The sequence below is a fragment of the Streptomyces sp. NPDC020845 genome (assembly GCF_044334165.1).
Lineage (GTDB): Bacteria > Actinomycetota > Actinomycetes > Streptomycetales > Streptomycetaceae > Streptomyces.
Map to the genome: position 1 here is coordinate 659584 of NZ_JBIRSJ010000002.1, position 16996 is coordinate 676579.

General features: G+C 72.6%; 15 protein-coding genes. 4 read left to right on the forward strand and 11 right to left on the reverse strand.

Annotated features, from left to right (window positions below; translation table 11 throughout):
* Positions 1-68: 68 nt before the first annotated feature.
* From ACH4U7_RS06900 to ACH4U7_RS06925, 6 genes are all read right to left on the reverse strand, one after another.
* The gene (locus tag ACH4U7_RS06900; protein WP_398526923.1) at positions 69-1514 is read right to left on the reverse strand and encodes an aldehyde dehydrogenase; all 1446 of its coding nucleotides are present in this window, start codon (positions 1512-1514) and stop codon (positions 69-71) included.
* A 155-nt stretch (positions 1515-1669) separates the two neighbouring features.
* On the reverse strand, positions 1670-2659 hold the full coding sequence (locus ACH4U7_RS06905; RefSeq protein WP_398526924.1) for a LuxR C-terminal-related transcriptional regulator: 990 nt from the start codon (positions 2657-2659) through the stop codon (positions 1670-1672).
* A gap of 41 nt (positions 2660-2700) precedes the next feature.
* Positions 2701-4404: an amidohydrolase gene (locus tag ACH4U7_RS06910; protein ID WP_398526925.1), complete on the reverse strand. Its 1704-nt coding sequence runs from the start codon at positions 4402-4404 to the stop codon at positions 2701-2703.
* A gap of 528 nt (positions 4405-4932) precedes the next feature.
* Positions 4933-6153 (reverse strand): bifunctional RNase H/acid phosphatase, encoded by a 1221-nt coding sequence (locus ACH4U7_RS06915; RefSeq protein WP_398526926.1) that lies wholly within the window; start codon positions 6151-6153, stop codon positions 4933-4935.
* 4 nt (positions 6154-6157) lie between these two features.
* Complete coding sequence (locus ACH4U7_RS06920; protein ID WP_398527020.1) at positions 6158-6901, reverse strand: zinc ribbon domain-containing protein; 744 nt, start codon at positions 6899-6901, stop codon at positions 6158-6160.
* The gene (locus ACH4U7_RS06925) at positions 6898-7800 is read right to left on the reverse strand and encodes a Nif3-like dinuclear metal center hexameric protein (protein ID WP_398526927.1); all 903 of its coding nucleotides are present in this window, start codon (positions 7798-7800) and stop codon (positions 6898-6900) included. The genes ACH4U7_RS06920 and ACH4U7_RS06925 overlap by 4 nt, the downstream gene beginning before the upstream one ends.
* Before the next feature lie 207 nt (positions 7801-8007).
* On the opposite strand from ACH4U7_RS06925, the gene ACH4U7_RS06930 reads away from it, so the two are divergent.
* The gene (locus tag ACH4U7_RS06930) at positions 8008-9783 is read left to right on the forward strand and encodes a hypothetical protein (protein WP_398526928.1); all 1776 of its coding nucleotides are present in this window, start codon (positions 8008-8010) and stop codon (positions 9781-9783) included.
* A gap of 160 nt (positions 9784-9943) precedes the next feature.
* Positions 9944-10117, forward strand: a complete 174-nt coding sequence (locus ACH4U7_RS06935) for a hypothetical protein (protein ID WP_398526929.1) — start codon at positions 9944-9946, stop codon at positions 10115-10117.
* Between the two features lie 79 nt (positions 10118-10196).
* On the opposite strand, the gene ACH4U7_RS06940 is transcribed toward ACH4U7_RS06935, so the two are convergent.
* From ACH4U7_RS06940 to ACH4U7_RS06950, 3 genes are all read right to left on the reverse strand, one after another.
* On the reverse strand, positions 10197-11135 hold the full coding sequence (locus tag ACH4U7_RS06940; protein ID WP_385626150.1) for a 3-oxoacyl-ACP reductase: 939 nt from the start codon (positions 11133-11135) through the stop codon (positions 10197-10199).
* 70 nt (positions 11136-11205) lie between these two features.
* Positions 11206-12291 (reverse strand): Zn-dependent alcohol dehydrogenase, encoded by a 1086-nt coding sequence (locus ACH4U7_RS06945; protein ID WP_398526930.1) that lies wholly within the window; start codon positions 12289-12291, stop codon positions 11206-11208.
* A 65-nt stretch (positions 12292-12356) separates the two neighbouring features.
* On the reverse strand, positions 12357-13220 hold the full coding sequence (locus tag ACH4U7_RS06950; protein ID WP_398526931.1) for a MaoC/PaaZ C-terminal domain-containing protein: 864 nt from the start codon (positions 13218-13220) through the stop codon (positions 12357-12359).
* Positions 13221-13535: 315 nt separating this feature from the next.
* On the opposite strand from ACH4U7_RS06950, the gene ACH4U7_RS06955 reads away from it, so the two are divergent.
* Positions 13536-14807 (forward strand): sensor histidine kinase, encoded by a 1272-nt coding sequence (locus ACH4U7_RS06955; RefSeq protein WP_398526932.1) that lies wholly within the window; start codon positions 13536-13538, stop codon positions 14805-14807.
* On the forward strand, positions 14804-15409 hold the full coding sequence (locus ACH4U7_RS06960) for a response regulator transcription factor (protein WP_014180185.1): 606 nt from the start codon (positions 14804-14806) through the stop codon (positions 15407-15409). The genes ACH4U7_RS06955 and ACH4U7_RS06960 overlap by 4 nt, the downstream gene beginning before the upstream one ends.
* 102 nt (positions 15410-15511) lie before the next feature.
* Here ACH4U7_RS06960 and ACH4U7_RS06965 read toward each other — a convergent pair whose 3' ends face one another.
* Together ACH4U7_RS06965 and ACH4U7_RS06970 are read right to left on the reverse strand one after the other, a co-directional pair.
* Positions 15512-16429 (reverse strand): hypothetical protein, encoded by a 918-nt coding sequence (locus tag ACH4U7_RS06965; protein ID WP_398526933.1) that lies wholly within the window; start codon positions 16427-16429, stop codon positions 15512-15514.
* Positions 16426-16965 carry a SigE family RNA polymerase sigma factor gene (locus ACH4U7_RS06970; RefSeq protein WP_089506395.1) on the reverse strand — a complete coding sequence of 180 codons (540 nt, stop codon included), beginning with the start codon at positions 16963-16965 and terminating at the stop codon, positions 16426-16428. The genes ACH4U7_RS06965 and ACH4U7_RS06970 overlap by 4 nt, the downstream gene beginning before the upstream one ends.
* Positions 16966-16996: the final 31 nt, after the last annotated feature.

Genomic DNA, 16996 nt, shown 5'->3' on the forward strand with positions numbered 1-16996 from the left:
GGTCGGAGCCCTCTCGTCGGTCTCTGCCGCCGCGGCAGGTTTCCGCCACAGCAGCGGTCCGGGCCGTTTCAGCAGTAGAGCGACTGGACCCGCAGGTACGCCTCCAGGCCCTCGGGACCCAGTTCTTTGCCCAGCCCACTCGCCTTCGCTCCGCCGAAGGGAGCGACGGGGTCGGGGAGATAGCGGTTCACACCGATCGTGCCCGTACACACACGCCGGGCGACGGCCTTTCCTCGTTCGGGGTCCGATGTCCACACGGTGCCCGCGAGGCCGTAGTCGGAGTCGTTGGCGATCCGGACGGCGTCGTCGACGTCGTCGTACGCCACCACGCAGAGCACCGGCCCGAAGATCTCCTCCTGCGCCACGGTGAAGCCGTTGTCGACGTCCGCGAAGACCGTGGGTTCCACGAACCAGCCCCGGTCCAGGCCCGCGGGGCGTCCGCCGCCCGTGGTGAGACGGGCCCCCTCGCTGAGCCCCTTCGCGATGTAGCCCTCCACACGCTCCCGCTGCTGCGGTGTGGCCATCGGCCCGATCAGGGTGCTCTCCGCCAGGGCGTCGCCCACCGGCAGGGAGCGGACCAGGTCGGTGAACAGGTCGACCACCTCGGTGTACCGGCTGCGCGGGGCGAGGATGCGGGTGCTCAGGAAGCAGGTCTGGCCGTTGTTCGTCAGCGTGGCGGCGACCAGGTCCTGCCCGATCTGCGCGGGGTCCAGCCGCGCGTCGTCGAGGATGATGCCCGCGGACTTTCCGCCGAGCTCCAGGGTCACCGGACGCAGCAGTCGGCCGCAGACCTCGGCAATGGCCCGGCCGGCCGCCGGCGACCCGGTGAACGCCACCTTGTCGACTCCGGGGTGCGACACGAGACGACTGCCGACCTCACGGCCGCCCGGCACGATGTTGAGCACCCCGGCGGGAACCCCGGCGGCCTCGGCGGCCTCGGCGATCAGGAAGGAGTCGAGCGGCGCCTCGGGGGCGGGCTTGAGTACCAGCGTGCAGCCCGCGGCCATGGCCGGCGCGATCTTGAACATGGACAGCACCTGGGGGTAGTTCCAGGGCACGATCCCGGCGACGACCCCGACCGGGGTCCTGCGCACCTCGATCGAACCGCCGAGCAGTCCGGCGCGCACCTCGAAGAGGGCCGTCGTACGGGCCAGCCCCGCGTAGTAGCGCAGCACCGCGGTCGGATAGCCGGCCTCCAACTGCCGGGAGATGCTGATCGGCATGCCGTTCTGGCTGCTGACGAGCTCCGCGATGCGGCCCGCCCGTGCTTCGAGCTGCTCGGCGAAGCGTTCCATGACCTCGGCCCGGCGCTCCGGCTCCCAGGCGGCCCACCCGCCCGGCTCGTCGAAGGCCCGGCGCGCGGCCTCGACCGCGGCGTCGACATCCGCTTCCAGCCCTTCGGGCACACTGCCGAGCACCTCCTCCGTGCTCGGGTTGACGGGCGCGATGACGCGGCTGCTGGAGGGCCGAACCCACTTCCCGCCGATGTAAAGGTGTTCGTATCGAAGGTCCATCAATGCTCTCCTGGCAATCCGGTGCCCGTTCCGGGGTCGGGTACGGGGCTTTCCCCGAGCTTCGCCCGATCCGCCGACGGCGGCGTGCGGCAGGGTGCATGGGCAGCCACCAGGGAATGCACGGGACCGCGCCGGTCCCTGACTGCGCTCCGGTGTCAGCCGGAGGTCTCCAGGCCCCAGGCCCCGGCGTGGCTCGCGGCGGCCGCTCGATTGGCGACGCCCAGCTTGGCGAGAATGTGCTCGATGTGTGTGGCGACCGTGCGAGAGCTCACGAAGAGGCGTGCTGCGATCTCATGGTTCGTGTGCCCGGCGCTGAGCTCGGCCAGGACCTGCAGCTCCCGGAGGGAGAGCCCTGCGGGGTGCGGACCGGAGCGGCAGGTGGCGATGATCATGTTGCCCTGGTGGGCGAGCCGCAGTTCGAGCAGATGTCGGCCGTGGGGCACCAGAATCGTGGTGGGCAAGATCCTTCGCGCGGCCGCGCGGCGCACGGCATGGCCGAGAGGTACCACGTTGCCCAGCCAGGCCGGGACCGGTCCACTGGTCGGGGCGGGGGCACTCTGCGGCGAGTGGGGCACCGCCAGCGTGCACGTCTCCGTCGCCCAGCCCGGTGGCGGCGCCCCCCTCTCCGGCAGGGGAGCGTCCACGATCGCTGCCAGGCAGTCGCCGAGCAGCGCCGGGACGAGATCGGTGGATCGCAGGCGCAGCCGACGGCGCTTCATGCTGAGGTTCAGCACGCCCACGTAGCGGCCGTCGGAGGAGAACAGACACTGCGTCATGCCGTCTTCGAACCCGGATGGCTCGATGACGTCACGAATCGTGGTGGAGACAGCGCGCAGGCCAGGAGCCAGGTCACGCAACCACAGGGGGCATCGGTACCGGAGCGTGAAGGTGAACAACGGGTCCGTGTGCTGCCGAGCGTTCAGGTACTCCCGCTGGGACGGCGAGTAGTCGTCGGCGAGACTGATGTGGCGACGCTCGGCGGGATGCCAGCGGGCGAGGGAGGCATGGTCACATTCGACCACCTCGGACAGCACGGCCAGGACGGATGCAGCGGTTGTTCCTGAGGCGTACGGGTCCCGGCGCGCGATCTCGCGTACGCGCGAGGCCGCTGCCATGACTTCTTCCGGGCCGCGTGCTTCCTGCATCCGCTCAGCATGAGCGGTAGTACTTTTTTGGTCAATGGATGTCATTCGGTGAGCAGGTCGTGCACGATCTCACCGTCGAGCACGGTGAGGACCACCGGAAGGTTCGGGATGTCGTGCGGGTCCGCGGTGAGGAGGTCACCGCTCAGGGCACACAAGTCGGCGACCTTGCCAACCTCGAGGGAGCCCTTCCAGCTGTCGGCGAAGTCCTGCCATGCCGCGTTGATCGTGTAGGTGCGTACGGCCTCGGCGAGGGTGATGCGCTGCTCCGGGCCGCTCACCCGGCCGCTGGCCTTCGACTCGCGCAGCAGCATGGTGGCGATGCCCTGGCGCCAGTCGGGGAAGGCGACGGGCGCATCGGAACTGCTCGCCACCGTGATCCCGGCGTCGACGGCGTCCCGGTAGGGCCATTCGTACGCGGCGCGTTCCGGGCCGACGAACCCCTCCTCCAGGTCTGCGACCGTCCATTTGATGTTGGGGTTCATATTGACCCCAAAACCGTGTTCGGCCAGTTTCGCCATGCTCCGGGGGGTGAGGAAGTCGCCGTGGATGACATAGTGCCGGGCGTCAGGACGCGGGTGCTTCGCGATTGCGGATACGAAGGCGTCGACGACGGTGTCGATGCCCCGGTCGCCGGTTACGTGGACGCCGAGCTGATGACCTGCGAGGTGCGCGTGCCGCACCATCTCACCGATCTCGGCGATCCGCTCCTCATCGGTCTCGCCCCCCACGCACAGGGCGCCGCAGCCACCGCCGAGGTACGCCTCGTGCATCCAGGCCGTCTTGTTCGGCGGAATGCCGTCGGCGAATATCTTGACCCCGATGACGTTCAACCGGCGTGAGTCGCCGCTCGCCGGCACCTCGATCCGGTCCAATGCCCGCGCGAATTCCCTCGCCGTGCTGGACAGGCCGGTCGGCAGCAGCAGCACGCTGACCCGTGCCGTGAGTTCTCCGTCGGCCAGCAGACGCCGGTACACGTCGAGGGTCTCCTGCGACAGCGCCCCGCCCATGATCTGCCCACCGCCGGGGCCGAGACCGGGTTCGGTGTAGCTGGTGATGCCGAGAGCCCGAAGTTTCGCCTGCGTCGAGCGGATCGCGGCAGCCCGGATCTCCGGCGTGAGTGGCGGCAGCGCTTGCTGAACGCACGCTTGGGCACCCTCGCGCAGCAGTCCGGTGGGCTCGCCGGAGTCATCCGTGACGATGGCTCCGCCGGGAGGGGAGACGGTCCTGCCGCTGACCCCGGCGAGAGCCAGTGCCGCTGAGTTGACCCAGGAGGCGTGGCCCGAGAAGTCCTGCAGAAGGACGGGGTGTCGCGGGCTGACGACGTCCAGGTCGTGCCGGGACGGAAGGCGCGAGGGATCCGCCTCGCATTCGGCCAGGTAGCCCGAGTCCCAGCCGATACCGAGGATCCACTGACCGTCCGGGGCGGCTTCGGCGGCTGCCCGGACCGCCTCGGCTATGTCCGCGATCGATCGGACGGCCGGGAATCGCAGATCGAGAGCCAGCGGGGGCGAGCTCATGCCGAAGGCGCAGCCGTGCAGGTGCGAGTCGTTGATACCGGGCAGCAGCGTGCCGCCCTTGAGGTCGATGACCCGGGTGTCGGGACCGACGAGTGCTGAGGTCTCTCCGGGGCCGCCCACCGCTGTGATCCTTCCCCCGGTGACCGCGAGCTCGGAGGCGACGGTGAATTCGGCGTCGACGGTGAGCACGGAGCCGTTGACGAAGACCAGATCGGCGCATGCGAGCACGGAAACTCCCGGTGGTATGTGAGGGCTATGGCGGGGTACGCGCAGGACCACGGCGTGGAAGCGACTCTGCGGCCCCGACCGGCCCTGGTACATCGGTCATTCAACCGATGGCGGCCTGGCGGCGCGGGCCTGGGACCGGCGGCACACCCGTCACCGGCCTTCATCGTGAACCCCGAACTGCTCGGCAAGCTGACCAGTTCACCGGACACCGCCCGCGACGGGCGCCACAGCACGACGGCGCGCGGACACTTCGAGCTGCTGGCCGAACGCGGCCTGCTCCGCGACGACATGGGCGTCGAGGAGATCGGCTACGCCTACCAGGCGACCTTCGAGGGCTTTCCACGGGCCGAAGGCGCCGCCGATCGGCGAGCCGACCTGCTCGCGCGGACCGTCCAGCGCGCGTTCGAGAGCGGGGCGGGGGCGGCCTCTGACACCGCACTGCGGGATATCGCCGCCGCTACCGTCGCCCTTCTCACCGGCCTGATCGATGCCGACCGCGCCGAGTCAGGCTTCCTCCAGGACCGACGGCTACCGCAGATGCGTCGTGTCGTTCAGCAGGCGCAGCGATGCGTTGCCGTCCGCGTAGTACGCCAATGCCGACAGCGACGCCGCGGAGATCTCCATCCGGAACAGCGACTCCGGCGGCGCGCCCAGCGCCAGCCGGACCAGGGTCTTGATCGGCGTCACATGCGTGACCAGCAGCACCGTACGGCCCGCATGGCGCGCGATGAGCTTGTCGCGGGTGAGCGCGACCCGGCGGGCGACCGCCGCGAAGCTCTCGCCGCCCCCGGTGGGGGCCGCCTTCGAGGAGGCGAGCCATGCCTGGAGGTCGCCCGGGTGGCGCTCCCGCACCTCCGCGAACGTCAGGCCCTCCCAGGCCCCGAAGTCGGTCTCCCGCAGCCCCTCTTCGATGTGGACGTCGACACCGATGCGGGACGCCACCGCCTCGGCCGTCTCGACGCAGCGCCTGAGCGGCGAGCTGACCACCACCTGGATGGTGCCGCGCGCCGCCAGCGCCGTCGCCACCAGCTCGGCCTGGCGGCGGCCCACGGGTGAGAGCTCCGGGTCGCCGCCGCCGCTGCCCGAGAAGCGCTTCTCGGGGGTCAGCGCCGTCTCGCCGTGCCGGAGCAGGACGAAGGTGGCGGGGGCGCCCAGGTCCGCCGGGACGGCCCAGCCCGGGGGCGCGACACCCGGAGCCACAGCGGACGGGGACGCGGCGGACGGGGACGCGGCTCCCGCAGGCGTGCCGCCCAAGGCCGCCGTCTCCGCGCGCGCCTCAAGGGCGCCGTCCGCCGACGGCGCCACCCCCGTACTCGGCCGCCACTGCTCACCCCGCGCGCCCGCGTCCATCGCCTCGTTGGCGAGCCGGTCCGCGTGCTTGTTCCGCTCGCGCGGGATCCACTCGTACGACACCTGCCCGGGTGGGAAGATCTCCTTGGCCTCGGCCGCGAGCGGGCGCATACCGGGGTGCTTGACCTTCCAGCGGCCCGACATCTGCTCGACCACGAGCTTGGAGTCCATCCGGACCTGGACCTGAACCCCGGCCTCCGGGTCGAGGGCGCGCGCCGCCCGCAACCCGGCGATCAGGCCCTTGTACTCGGCGACGTTGTTGGTCGCGGTGCCGATGTACTCCGCCGCCTCGGCAAGGGTCTCGCCCGTGTCCGGGTCGAGGACGACCGCGCCGTAGCCGGCCGGTCCCGGGTTGCCCCGGGAGCCGCCGTCCGCCTCGACGACGAAGCGACGGGCCATCGGCCTACAGCCCCGATTCGGGCGTACGGACCAGAATGCGGCGGCAGTTCTCGCACCGCACCACGGTGTCGGGGGCCGCCGCCCGCACCTCGTTGAGCTCGGTGATGGCCAGCTCCTGGCGGCAGCCGTCGCAGCGGCGCTGGTAGAGCCGGGCCGCGCCGACGCCGCCCTGCTGCTCGCGCAGCTTGTCGTAGAGCTTCAGCAGGTCGGCGGGGATGGTCCCGGCGATGACCCCGCGCTCCTTGGTGACGGTCGCCACCTCGGCGTCGATCTCCCCGGCCGCCGCGTCCCGCCTGGCGGTGGAGTCGCCGATCTTGGCCTGCAGCGATTCGACGCGGCCGGTCAGCTCGGTCACCCGCTCCTGCGCGGACTCGCGGCGCTCCATGACCTCCAGTACGACGTCCTCCAGGTCGCTCTGGCGCTTGGCGAGGGAGGCGATCTCGTGCTGCAGGTTCTCCAGGTCCTTGGGGGAGGTCACGGCGCCGGAGTCGAGGCGCTTCTGGTCGCGGGCGGCGCGCTGGCGCACCTGGTCCACGTCCTGCTCCGCCTTCGTCTGCTCGCGGGCGGTGTCGCTCTCCTCGGTCTGGGCCGCCACGAGGAGGTCGCGCAGCTGGGTGAGGTCGGCGTTCAGGGTGTCGAGCTCGGCGTGCTCGGGCAGCGTCTTGCGCTTGTGGGCGAGTTGCGAGAGCCGGACGTCGAGGGCCTGGACCTCGAGGAGGCGGATCTGGTCGGCGGGCGCGGCGTTCAGCGGGGGGCTCCAGGGGTGGTGGTGGACGGGACGTGAGCGGTGGTGGGCGCGTGCGCGGCGGGCGCGTGCGCGGTCCAAGGGTCGGTGACCGTACGGGAGATGTGGGTGCGCAGACCCCAGCCGTGCCGGTCGGAGATCTCGTCGAGCTGCGCGGCGGCCTGCTCGACCCACGGCCATTCGGTGGCCCAGTGGGCGGCGTCCAGCAGCGCGAGGCCGTCCCCGCCGCGGGTCATCGCCGCGGCCTGCTGGGCCTCGGAGGCGGGGTGGTGGCGCAGGTCGGCGGTGAGGTACGCGTCGACCCCGGCCGCGCGCACCTCGGCGAACAGGCTGTCGCCGGAGCCGCCGCAGACGGCGACCGTACGGATCAGCCGGTCCGGGTCGCCCGCGACGCGGATGCCCTGGGCGGTGGCGGGCAGCCGGGCCGCGGCGCGCTCGGCGAAGTCCCGCAGCGCGACGGGGTGGTCGAGCTCGCAGACCCGGCCGAGCCCGCGGCGCCCCGCCGGGTCGGTGGGGTCGGGCACCAGCGGGCCGGTGATCCGCAGGTCGAGGGCGCCGGCGAGGGCGTCGGACACGCCCGGGTCGGCGCGGTCGGCGTTGGTGTGCGCGACGTGCAGCGCGATGTCGTTCTTGATCAGGGTGTGCACCACCCGGCCCTTGAAGGTGGAGGCCGCGACCGTGGTCGTACCGCGCAGATAGAGCGGGTGGTGGGTGACGAGCAGATCGACGCCCAGCTTCACCGCCTCGTCAGCGACTTCCTGGACCGGGTCGACGGCGAACAGAACCCGGCCGACCTCGGCGTCGGGGTCTCCACACACCGTGCCGACGGCGTCCCACTGCTCCGCCCGCTCGGGCGGCCAGAGTGCGTCGAGTGCGGCGAGGACGTCAGAGAGTGCGGGCACGGGGCAAGGCTACCTCCCGGACCACCGACAAGCCTTGCCCCTGCCTTTACTCACCGCGACGGCATGATCCGGACTCGCACACAGCACAGCCCGGCGCGACTTCTCAGGCGAATCGGGCAACAGACACACTTACGTGTGAAGCGAGCCGATTTCGGCGTTCGGCAGGGAGTACGAAAACTACGTTGAGTGGCCGGAGGTGACTGAACGATGACTGCCTGTGCCTTCGATGCCGCGCTCGCCGCAGGCACCACCGGTGCCCAGGGCACCGCACACCGGCGCCGAGCGGCGTTCACGATCGCCGCGGACGGTTCGTACGGCGCCCGGCTCGCGCTCAGCGGCGAGGCCGGGTGCTGGTTCCCCGAGCGCTGGACGCTCGACGGACCCGAGCCGTACGCCGTGCCGCTGCCCGCGGCCCAGCCCGAGGAGCCGGACAGCGAGGTGCTGCCCCTGGCCGACGGGCAGGTGCTCATCCGTCGCCGGGTGGCCGGCCGCCACGCCCTCTCCCTGCTCTACCCGGCCGGCCCCGGCACCGGCGAACGGCCGCTGGGCGCCATCGAATGCGCCGAACTGTCGCTGCTGCCACCCGCCCCCGGCGGCTCCTTCGCCTTCGCGCTCGGCCACGGCGAGCGGTCGACCTCGGTGTGGCTGGTGCACGGCGGCGGCTTCGGACCGCAGCACCTGGCCGAGTTGCCCGGCCGCTGCACGGGCGGCGTCTGGCTGGACCGTACGGGCCGGCTGCTCGCCCTCGACCGGCGGCTCGACGGCCGCACCAAGACCGTCGTCGTCGACCTGCGGCGCGGCGGCGAGACCAGCCCGCTGCTGCAGATCACCGACGACAGCGACGACCGGCTGCTGCTGGCCGACCCGGACAGCGGCCTGCTGCTCGTACGGTCCGACGCGCCCGGGGACGAGCGGCTGGGGTGGGGGGTGCTGGGCAGCGCCCGCCCCATCAGGTTCCCCGACTGTCTGCGGCCCGCCCAGGCCGAGGCGGTGCCCTTCGCGGTGCAGCCCGGACAGGTCCTGACGCCGGAGGCGTGCGCGGTGGCCTTCCGTGTCTTCCGCATCGACGGCCCGGCCGAGCGGCCGTGGGTCGGTCTGTGGCGGCCGTCCGAGCGGCGGTTGCAGCAACTCCCGGCGCCGGAGGGCTGGCTGGCGGGCGCGGGCCTGTGGACCCGCGACGGCGAGCTGCGGCTGCCGTACGCGACGGGGCAGGTGCCGTGCGGGCTGGCGCGGCTGCGGATGCCCGAGCCGCCGGAGCCGCCCCGGGTGGCGCGGGTCGCACGGGTCACGCGGGTGGATCGCGTGGTGGGGTCCCTGGATCTGCCGCGGCCGATGGGACTGGTGGGGCCGGGGCGGCGGCAGTCGGCGGCGGCGTCCTCGCCGTCCTCGCCGTCCCTGTCGGCAGGGGCCGCGATCGCGTCGTGGACCCGGGTCGGGGCGGCCCCCGTGGCCCCCGCGGCCCCTGCCGGTAAGACCGGGGTCGAGCCATGGGCCGGTACGGGGTCATGGGCCGGGGTGGAGCAGGAGACCGGCCCGGAGGCGGAGCCCGGCGCCGAGGCGGGGCCCGGCCCCGAGGCCGCGCGGGAACCCCGGCGCGGGGGCGGACCGGGCTCCGGGCCGCCGTCCGGTGCGGAGCTCGGGAGGGAGCGCGTACGGCAGCGGGAGCACGTACGGGTGCCGGAGCAGGGACTCGTACGGGAGCAGGGACTCGTACGGGAGCAGGGGGGCAGCGTCGGGCGGGAGCGCGAGCAGGGGGCTGAGCGCCGACCCGAGCGCCTGCCCGCCCACCGGCTCAGACCCGAGCTCATGCCCGGCCCCGGCCCCGAAACTGCCGCTGGGCCGGAGTCCGGTACCGCCGCGCGGCCCGTACCACTGCAACAGGCCCCGCTCGCCCGCCGTGACCAGCTCCATCCGTCCCATCCGCCCCATCAGCCCCGCCCGCCCCGTCCACCCCGTTGGGTCCGAGATCGACGCTCTGGTTAGACTTCTCCGGGGGGCCAAGGCAGCCGCGTTCCGTTCACCCGCGGGGCGTCGGGTGACACGTGCTGACGGTTCTTGACCCTCGTCGTGACGTCGTGGCGAGTTGACTTCGTGGCCGGCCTCCCGTGACCGTACGCAGCGATCTGACGGGGTGACTTCCCAGATGTCCCAAGCCCGCACGAACACGACCGAGTCGCGTCCGCAGGAGGCGGCCGCCGCAGCGGGGGCCGACGACACCATCCACGGCAAGCACAGGGGCCAGGCCGCGTCCGAAGACGCCCAGACCTCGCCCCACGGCCGCCACCGCCGCCCCGGCGAGGGGGCGAACGCGTCGTAAGGCCCGACACCCGGGGCCCCATCGGGCCGGGGCCCATCGGACCAGGGCCCATCCGTCCCCCGGGGCCCCGGACCGCGCCTTACCCCCGCTTGAGCCCCAGCACCTCCACCGCCGCGAAGGTCTCCCCGCGGGGCCGTTCGGCGAAGTACGGCGTGAGCACTCCGTCCAGCTCCTCGAAGGTGAATGCCTCCTTCGCCGTGTCCAGCTTCGCGGCCACCTTCGGCCGCTCCAGGACGGCGACCATCCCGCCGTGGACGACGAAGACCTGTCCGCTCACGCCCGCCGCCTCGGGGGCCGCCAGATAGCCGACGAGCGGGGCGACGTGTTCGGGTGCGAGCGCGTCGAGGGTGCCGTCGTCGGGGGGTTCGAGGCCGGCGAAGACGTCTTCGGTCATCCGGGTGCGGGCGCGGGGGCAGATGGCGTTGGCCGTGACGCCGTATTTGGCCAGCGCCCCCGCCGTGGAGGTGGTGAGCCCGACGATGCCGCCTTTGGCCGCGGCGTAGTTCGGCTGGCCCGGGGAGCCGGCGAGGAACGCCTCGGATGAGGTGTTCACGATCCGGCCGCCGACCGGGCCGCCGTCCGCCGCCTTGGAGCGCTCCCGCCAGTGGGCGGCGGCGAAGCGGGTGGTGTTGAAGTGGCCCTTGAGGTGGACGCGGATGACGGAGTCCCACTCGTCCTCGGTCATCGAGAAGACCATCCGGTCCCGCAGGATGCCCGCGTTGTTGACCAGGATGTCGAGCGCGCCGTAGGTGTCGACCGCCAGCCGCACCAGCTCGGCCGCCTGCTCGAAGTCGGCCACGTCCCCGACGTGGGCCGTGGCGTGCCCGCCGGCCTCCCGGATCTCCTGCGCGACCGCCTCGGCGGGGGCGGCCGACGCCTCGCCCGAGCCGTCGCGTCCGGGCCGGCCGAAGTCGTTGACGACGACGCTCGCGCCCAGACGCGCCAGTTCCAGCGCCTCGGCGCGGCCGAGGCCCCGCCCGGCGCCCGTGACGATCGCGGTCTTCCCCGCCAGCGGCATGCGCGGCATGAACGTCCTCCCGGGTCCGTATCGTCTGTCTCGTCCGTGTCGTTCAGGTCGTCCGTGTCGTTCAGACCTGGATGCAGGTGCGCAGCGCCTCGCCCGATCGCATCTGGTCCAGCGCGTCGTTGATCTCGGTGAGCCGTACGCGGTGGGTGATCAGCCCTTCGAGGTCGATCCGGCCCGCCCGCCACAGCGCGACGGCCCGCCGGTACGAGCGGAGCACATCGCCGCCGCCGTACAGCGAGGGCAGGATCCGCTTCTCGTCGAAGAACAGCTCGAACATGCTGAGCTGGAGGAAGTCGTCCACCGCCCCCGCGCCGACCACGCACAGCGTGCCGCCGCGCCGCGTCGCCTCGTAGGCCGTACGGGCGGTGGCGGACCTGCCGACGACCTCGAAGACGTAGTCGAAGCCCTCGCCCGAGGTGACGCGGCTCTTGGCGTCGTCCAGGCCCTCGGGCGCGACCGCTTCCGTGGCGCCGAAGCGCAGCGCCGCCGTACGCCGCGCGTCGACCGGGTCGACGGCGACGATCTGCGCGGCGCCCGCCGCCCGGGCGCCCTGGATCGCGCTGATGCCCACGCCGCCGCAGCCGATGACCGCGACCGAGGAACCCGCCTCGACCTCGGCCGTGTTGAGGGCCGCGCCGAGCCCCGTGGTCACGCCGCAGCCGATGAGGGCCGCGATGTCGTACGGCACATCGTCCGGGATCGGCACGGCGCACTGCGCGGGCAGCACGACCTCCTCGGCGAAGGTGCCGGTGCCCGCGAAGCCGAAGATGTCCTCCGGGGTGCCGCCGGGGCGCTTGAAGTTGGGGGTGCCGGCGTTCATGAACCCGCTCAGGCACAGATGGGACTGGCCGCGCTCGCAGGCGGGGCACGTGCCGCAGGCGGGCAGCCAGCACACCAGCGCCCGGTCGCCCGCGCTCAGGCCGGTCACCCCCTCCCCCACCTCGACGATCTCGCCCGCGCCCTCGTGCCCGGGGACGAAGGGCCCGGGCTGGGGCAGTACGCCGCTCATGGCGGACAGATCGGAGTGGCACAGCCCGGTGGCCTTGACGCGCAGCCTGACCTTGCCCGGGCCGAAGCCCACCGCCTCCATGTCGTCGAGGACTTCGAGCTTGTCCTGCCCTATCTCGTGCAGTACGGCTGCGCGCACAGCGGCTCCTCTCGTCCGTGCGAGATCAGTACGTGCGGGGTGTCTGCTTCGTCAGTCGTGCGACGTCAGTCGTGCTCGACGACCGTGTCGGTGAGGACCGGCGCGTCGTCCCGTTCCGCGGCCGTGGCCAGCACCTGGACGCGGCCCGGCGCGCCGGAGTCCCGCCACATCCGGATGCGCAGCGTCTCGCCGGGGAAGACGATCCCCGCGAAGCGCGTGGCGTACGAGCGGACGCGGGCGACGTCCCCGCCCAGGGCGGTGTCCACGACGGCCTTGAGCACGATCCCGTACGAGCACAGGCCGTGCAGGATCGGCCGGTCGAAGCCCGCGACCTTGGCGAACTCGGGGTCGGCGTGGAGCGGGTTCCAGTCCCCGGAGAGGCGGTAGAGCAGCGCCTGGTCCTCGCGGATCGCACGGTCGACGGTCAGGTCGGGCTCGCGGGCGGGGGGCTCGAGCCGGTCGGCGGGCCCGCGGTCGCCGCCGAAACCACCTTCTCCGCGTACGAAGATCCGGGTGTCGCAGGTCCACAGCGGCCCGTCCGCGTCGGCGACATCGCTGCGCAGCACGATGACCGCGGCCTTGCCCTTGTCGTAGACGGCGGCGACCTTGGACGTCTGGGTGGCGTCCCCGGCGAGCGGGATGGCCCGGTGCAGCTGGATGGTCTGGCCGCCGTGCAGGACGGCGGCGAGGTCGACGTCGATACCGGGGGCGCTCATACCGCCGGCCACCGCCATGCCGCCGCCCGCGACCGTGGCGAAGCTGGGGAGGACGTGCAGCTTGCTCTCGAGGGTGTAGCGGAGCTCGTCGGGGTCGGTGGCCGGGACACCCGCCCCCACGCCGAGGTGGTAGAGCTGGATGTCCTTGTGGCCCCAGGTGAGGGCCGTCGTCCTGGGTTCGGCCGAGACGGCCTTGGCGGCATCGATGGGCATTGCTGAGAGCACTCCTCGCCACGGTGGGGAAGACCCCGGCCCGCCCGTCCGCACCGTCGGCCGCGCCGGGGTCGTCACTGGTCGGCCGCTGCGGGTTCCGCGTACGGGCGCGTACGACAGCCCGCCCGGCGGAGCCGCAGATCGAAACAGGAACGCGTTCTAGCCGATGGCCCATGTATAGCCCAATCCCCATGCACTGGGAAGACCGCTGACGGTATGTCAGATCTCTCTCGCGACGCCCGGGACGAATGTCACCGGCCCCGTCATGACAACCACATCTGCCCAGCTCACCGATGACTTCCGTAACCTCGGACCATGTCTGCCAGAACGTCGAACGCGGAAGATGCCTCGGATGCGGAAGATGCCTCGGACGCTGAGGCTGCCTCGGACTTCGAGCGCCGCAAACCGCCCGGCCCGCGTGCCTTCCTGCCCTGGCTCTTCATGCTCACCGGGGACGTCAAGGACCTGATCCAGGGGAAGACCCCGCTGCCATGGCTCGGCGCCCTCGGGGTGGCCGCCTTCTGCGCCCTGTACGCCACCACGGTCTATGCGGGCCTGGACAAGCGGCGCCGCCCCACCCGGCGCTGCCTCGCCTCCCTCGCCGGGCTGGCCGCCCTCACCTACGCCCTGTCCATCGGCTACGCCGGCAACTGGCTGCTCTGCTTCCCGCTGCTGTCGCTGGCCACCGGCATCGTGGTCCGCCGCCGCCAGCTGGGGCCGCTGCTGCTGACGTACTCGGCCTCCGCCGGGATCATCTCCGGCTGGCGCGGCGGCGCGGACGACGCGCTGATCGTCGGCTACGGAACGGTAATGTCGGGCCTGGTGACGGCAGCGATCCTGTCGCTCTTCGACACCGTCGCCGAACTCCGCGCGACCCGCCAGGAGCTGGCCCGCACCGCCGTCGAGAAGGAGCGGCTGCGCTTCTCCCGCGATCTGCACGATCTGCTGGGCCACACCATGTCGGTCGTGGTGGTCAAGGCCGAGGCCGTACGCCGCCTCGCCCCGCGCGACCTGGACGCCGCGCTGGGCCAGGCCGCCGACATCGAGGCCGTCGGCCGCCAGGCCCTCACCGAGATCCGGGAGGCCGTCACCGGCTACCGCGAGGGCAGCCTGGCGACGGAGCTGGACCGGGCCCGCTCGCTGCTCGACGCCTCGGGCATCGACGCCGTCGTCCGCCGGTCGGGGCCGCCGCTGCCCCCGCAGACCGAGGCGCTGCTGGGCTGGGTGGTACGCGAGGGGGTCACCAATGTGGTCCGGCACAGCGGGGCCGGCCAGTGCGAGATCGAGGTCCGTCAGGAGGCCGATCAGGTGCGTCTGGAGATCGTCGACGACGGGAACGGCGTAGGCTCCCGTTCGGCCGGTAAGGCCGTCCCCGGCGGACGGGGAGGTACGGGGCTCAAGGGCCTGGCCGAGCGGCTGGCCTCGGCGGGCGGCTCGCTGGAGACCGGCCCGGCCGGGCGCCGTGGCTTCCGGCTCGCGGCGGCGCTGCCGGTGGACGGCAACAACGGCGACGACGGCGAAAACGGGGAAGACATGAAAGGCGAGGGCAAGGATCCGATGGACGTCAAGGGGGTCCGTACGGCGTGATCAAGCTACTGCTCGCCGAGGACCAGGGCATGATGCGGGGCGCGCTGGCCCTGCTGCTCGGCCTGGAGCCGGACTTCGAGATCGTCGCGCAGGTCGGCGAGGGTGACAAGATCGTGCCCCGCGCGCTCGAGACGCGGCCGGACGTGGCTCTCCTCGACATCGAACTGCCGGGCCTCAGCGGTCTGGACGCCGCCGCCGCGCTGCGCCAGGAGCTCCCCGGCTGCCATGTGCTGATCCTGACCACCTTCGGCCGCCCCGGCTATCTGCGCCGCGCGATGGAGGCGGGGGCCTCCGGGTTCCTGGTCAAGGACGGCCCGGTCGAGGAACTGGCCGTCGCGGTCCGCCGGGTGCTCGCGGGCGAGCGGGTCATCGACCCGGGCCTGGCCGCGGCCGCGCTGAGCGCGGGCCCCAACCCGCTGACGCCGCGCGAACGGGACGTGCTGACGGCGGCGGTGGACGGGGCGACCGTCGCCGACATCGCCGCCAAGGTCCATCTGTCCCCCGCCACCGTCCGCAACTACCTGTCCTCGGCCATCGGCAAGACCCAGACCCGCAACCGCATGGAGGCGGTGCGGGCGGCGCGCCAGAACGGCTGGCTGTGACGACTGGTCATAACGGCCGGTCGTGACGGCTGGCTGTAACGGCTGGCGGCCCCGCGGCGCGCCCCGGATCGCCCCGAGGCGCGCCCGCCCCCGTCGCTTGTCCTACTTCTTCGTCGTCACCCGCCGCTTCTTCTCCTGCTCCTTCTTCTGGAACGCCGGATCCTTCCCCACGGCGTCGAACCGCAAGGGGGGCCCGAGCCGCGTCCCCCTCCCCGCGCCGTCGAAGACCTCGATGTATTCGTCCGATACCCCGTGGGCCGGGCGCTCGCTCACGATCCAGCGGACGTCGGTGCCCTTCACCGGGACCACCTTCGGCTCGTCGGTCGAACCGTCCTTCCAGTGGACCGCCACGCGCTCCACCTTCGGCGACAGCCACGCCAGGCCCACCGGGCCGGCCTCGGCGCCGGAGTGCTGATACGAGCCGCCCAGCAGCGTCTCCCCCTTGGCCGGCTTCGGCGACACCCAGTCCGCCATCGTCGTCCTCTGCTTCCCGCCCTCGGTCACCCGGGTGGAGAACCAGGTCACGCCGATGCGCAGGGTCTTCGGGTACTTCCCCTCCCACTTGCCGTCCAGTATCGGGTAGGCGTCCCCCCGGCTCATCGCCAGGTCGTACTGGCGGTGCGCCTCCTCCTTCGTCCGCGCGGGCCCGTAGACGGTGACCGAGACCTCCCAGCGCTTCCCGTCGGTTTTCCCCTTGCCCACGACGGTCGTGACCGGCTGAAGCGCGCCCGGCGCCGGCGCCGACGCGGCGGCGGCCGTCGCCGTCTCTTCCTGGCCGGAGTCGCCGAACTGCCCGAGGCCCACCCCTCCGGCCACCAGCACCGCCGTGACCGCCAGCGCGGTGGCCCCCGCCCGCCGGCGCGCCCTGCGCCGGCGGCCGGCACGGACCACGTCCGGGTAGGGCACGGGGCCGATGGTCACCTCGTCCGCGATCGTGCCCAGCCGATCCGTCAGTTCACCTGCTTCCCGGTCCGGATCCCCCGCGTACTCGGGCTCCGCGTACCACGACTCCCTGTTCATCGCACCTCCCCGTGACCCGCGGTCACGTCTTCGCGCGCCAGCGCGGCCCGCAGCTTCGCCAGCCCCTTCGCCGCCTGACTCTTGACCGTTCCGACCGAGCAGCCCATGGCGACCGCCACCTGTGACTCACTGAGGTCCTCCCAGTACCGCAGCACCACGGCCTGACGCTGCCGGGGCGGAAGCCCGGCCAGGGCGTGGCGCAGCATCTCCCGGTCGTCGGCCAGGGTGATCCGGTCACGGTCGGGCGTCTGCCAGCCGTCGGTGTCGCCCGGGGAGAGGGTCAGGAGCTCCTTCAGCTTTCTGCGGTGCCGCCGCGCGTGCTCGTTGACGAGGACGCGGCGTACGTAGGCGTCCGGCTCGTCCGCGGCGCGGACCCGTCGCCATGCGACATAGACCCGGACCAGGGCCGACTGGACCAGGTCCTCGGCCGTGTGCTGCTCACCACAGAGCAGATACGCGGTGCGCACCAGCCGCGGCCATCGCGTGGTGACGAACTCCCGGAACTCCTCGTCCCGGTTCGCCGTCGTGTCCCCCATGGGCACCTCCTCGACCTACGGAGTCCACGGA

Coding starts and splice junctions, on each gene's coding strand:
- ACH4U7_RS06900 (WP_398526923.1), bottom strand. CDS start 1,514: ATGGACCTTCGATACGAACACCTTTACATCGGCGGGAAGTGGGTTCGG.
- ACH4U7_RS06905 (WP_398526924.1), bottom strand. CDS start 2,659: ATGCAGGAAGCACGCGGCCCGGAAGAAGTCATGGCAGCGGCCTCGCGC.
- ACH4U7_RS06915 (WP_398526926.1), bottom strand. CDS start 6,153: ATGGCCCGTCGCTTCGTCGTCGAGGCGGACGGCGGCTCCCGGGGCAAC.
- ACH4U7_RS06930 (WP_398526928.1), top strand. CDS start 8,008: ATGACTGCCTGTGCCTTCGATGCCGCGCTCGCCGCAGGCACCACCGGT.
- ACH4U7_RS06935 (WP_398526929.1), top strand. CDS start 9,944: ATGTCCCAAGCCCGCACGAACACGACCGAGTCGCGTCCGCAGGAGGCG.
- ACH4U7_RS06940 (WP_385626150.1), bottom strand. CDS start 11,135: ATGCCGCTGGCGGGGAAGACCGCGATCGTCACGGGCGCCGGGCGGGGC.
- ACH4U7_RS06950 (WP_398526931.1), bottom strand. CDS start 13,220: ATGCCCATCGATGCCGCCAAGGCCGTCTCGGCCGAACCCAGGACGACG.
- ACH4U7_RS06955 (WP_398526932.1), top strand. CDS start 13,536: ATGTCTGCCAGAACGTCGAACGCGGAAGATGCCTCGGATGCGGAAGAT.
- ACH4U7_RS06965 (WP_398526933.1), bottom strand. CDS start 16,429: ATGAACAGGGAGTCGTGGTACGCGGAGCCCGAGTACGCGGGGGATCCG.
- ACH4U7_RS06970 (WP_089506395.1), bottom strand. CDS start 16,965: ATGGGGGACACGACGGCGAACCGGGACGAGGAGTTCCGGGAGTTCGTC.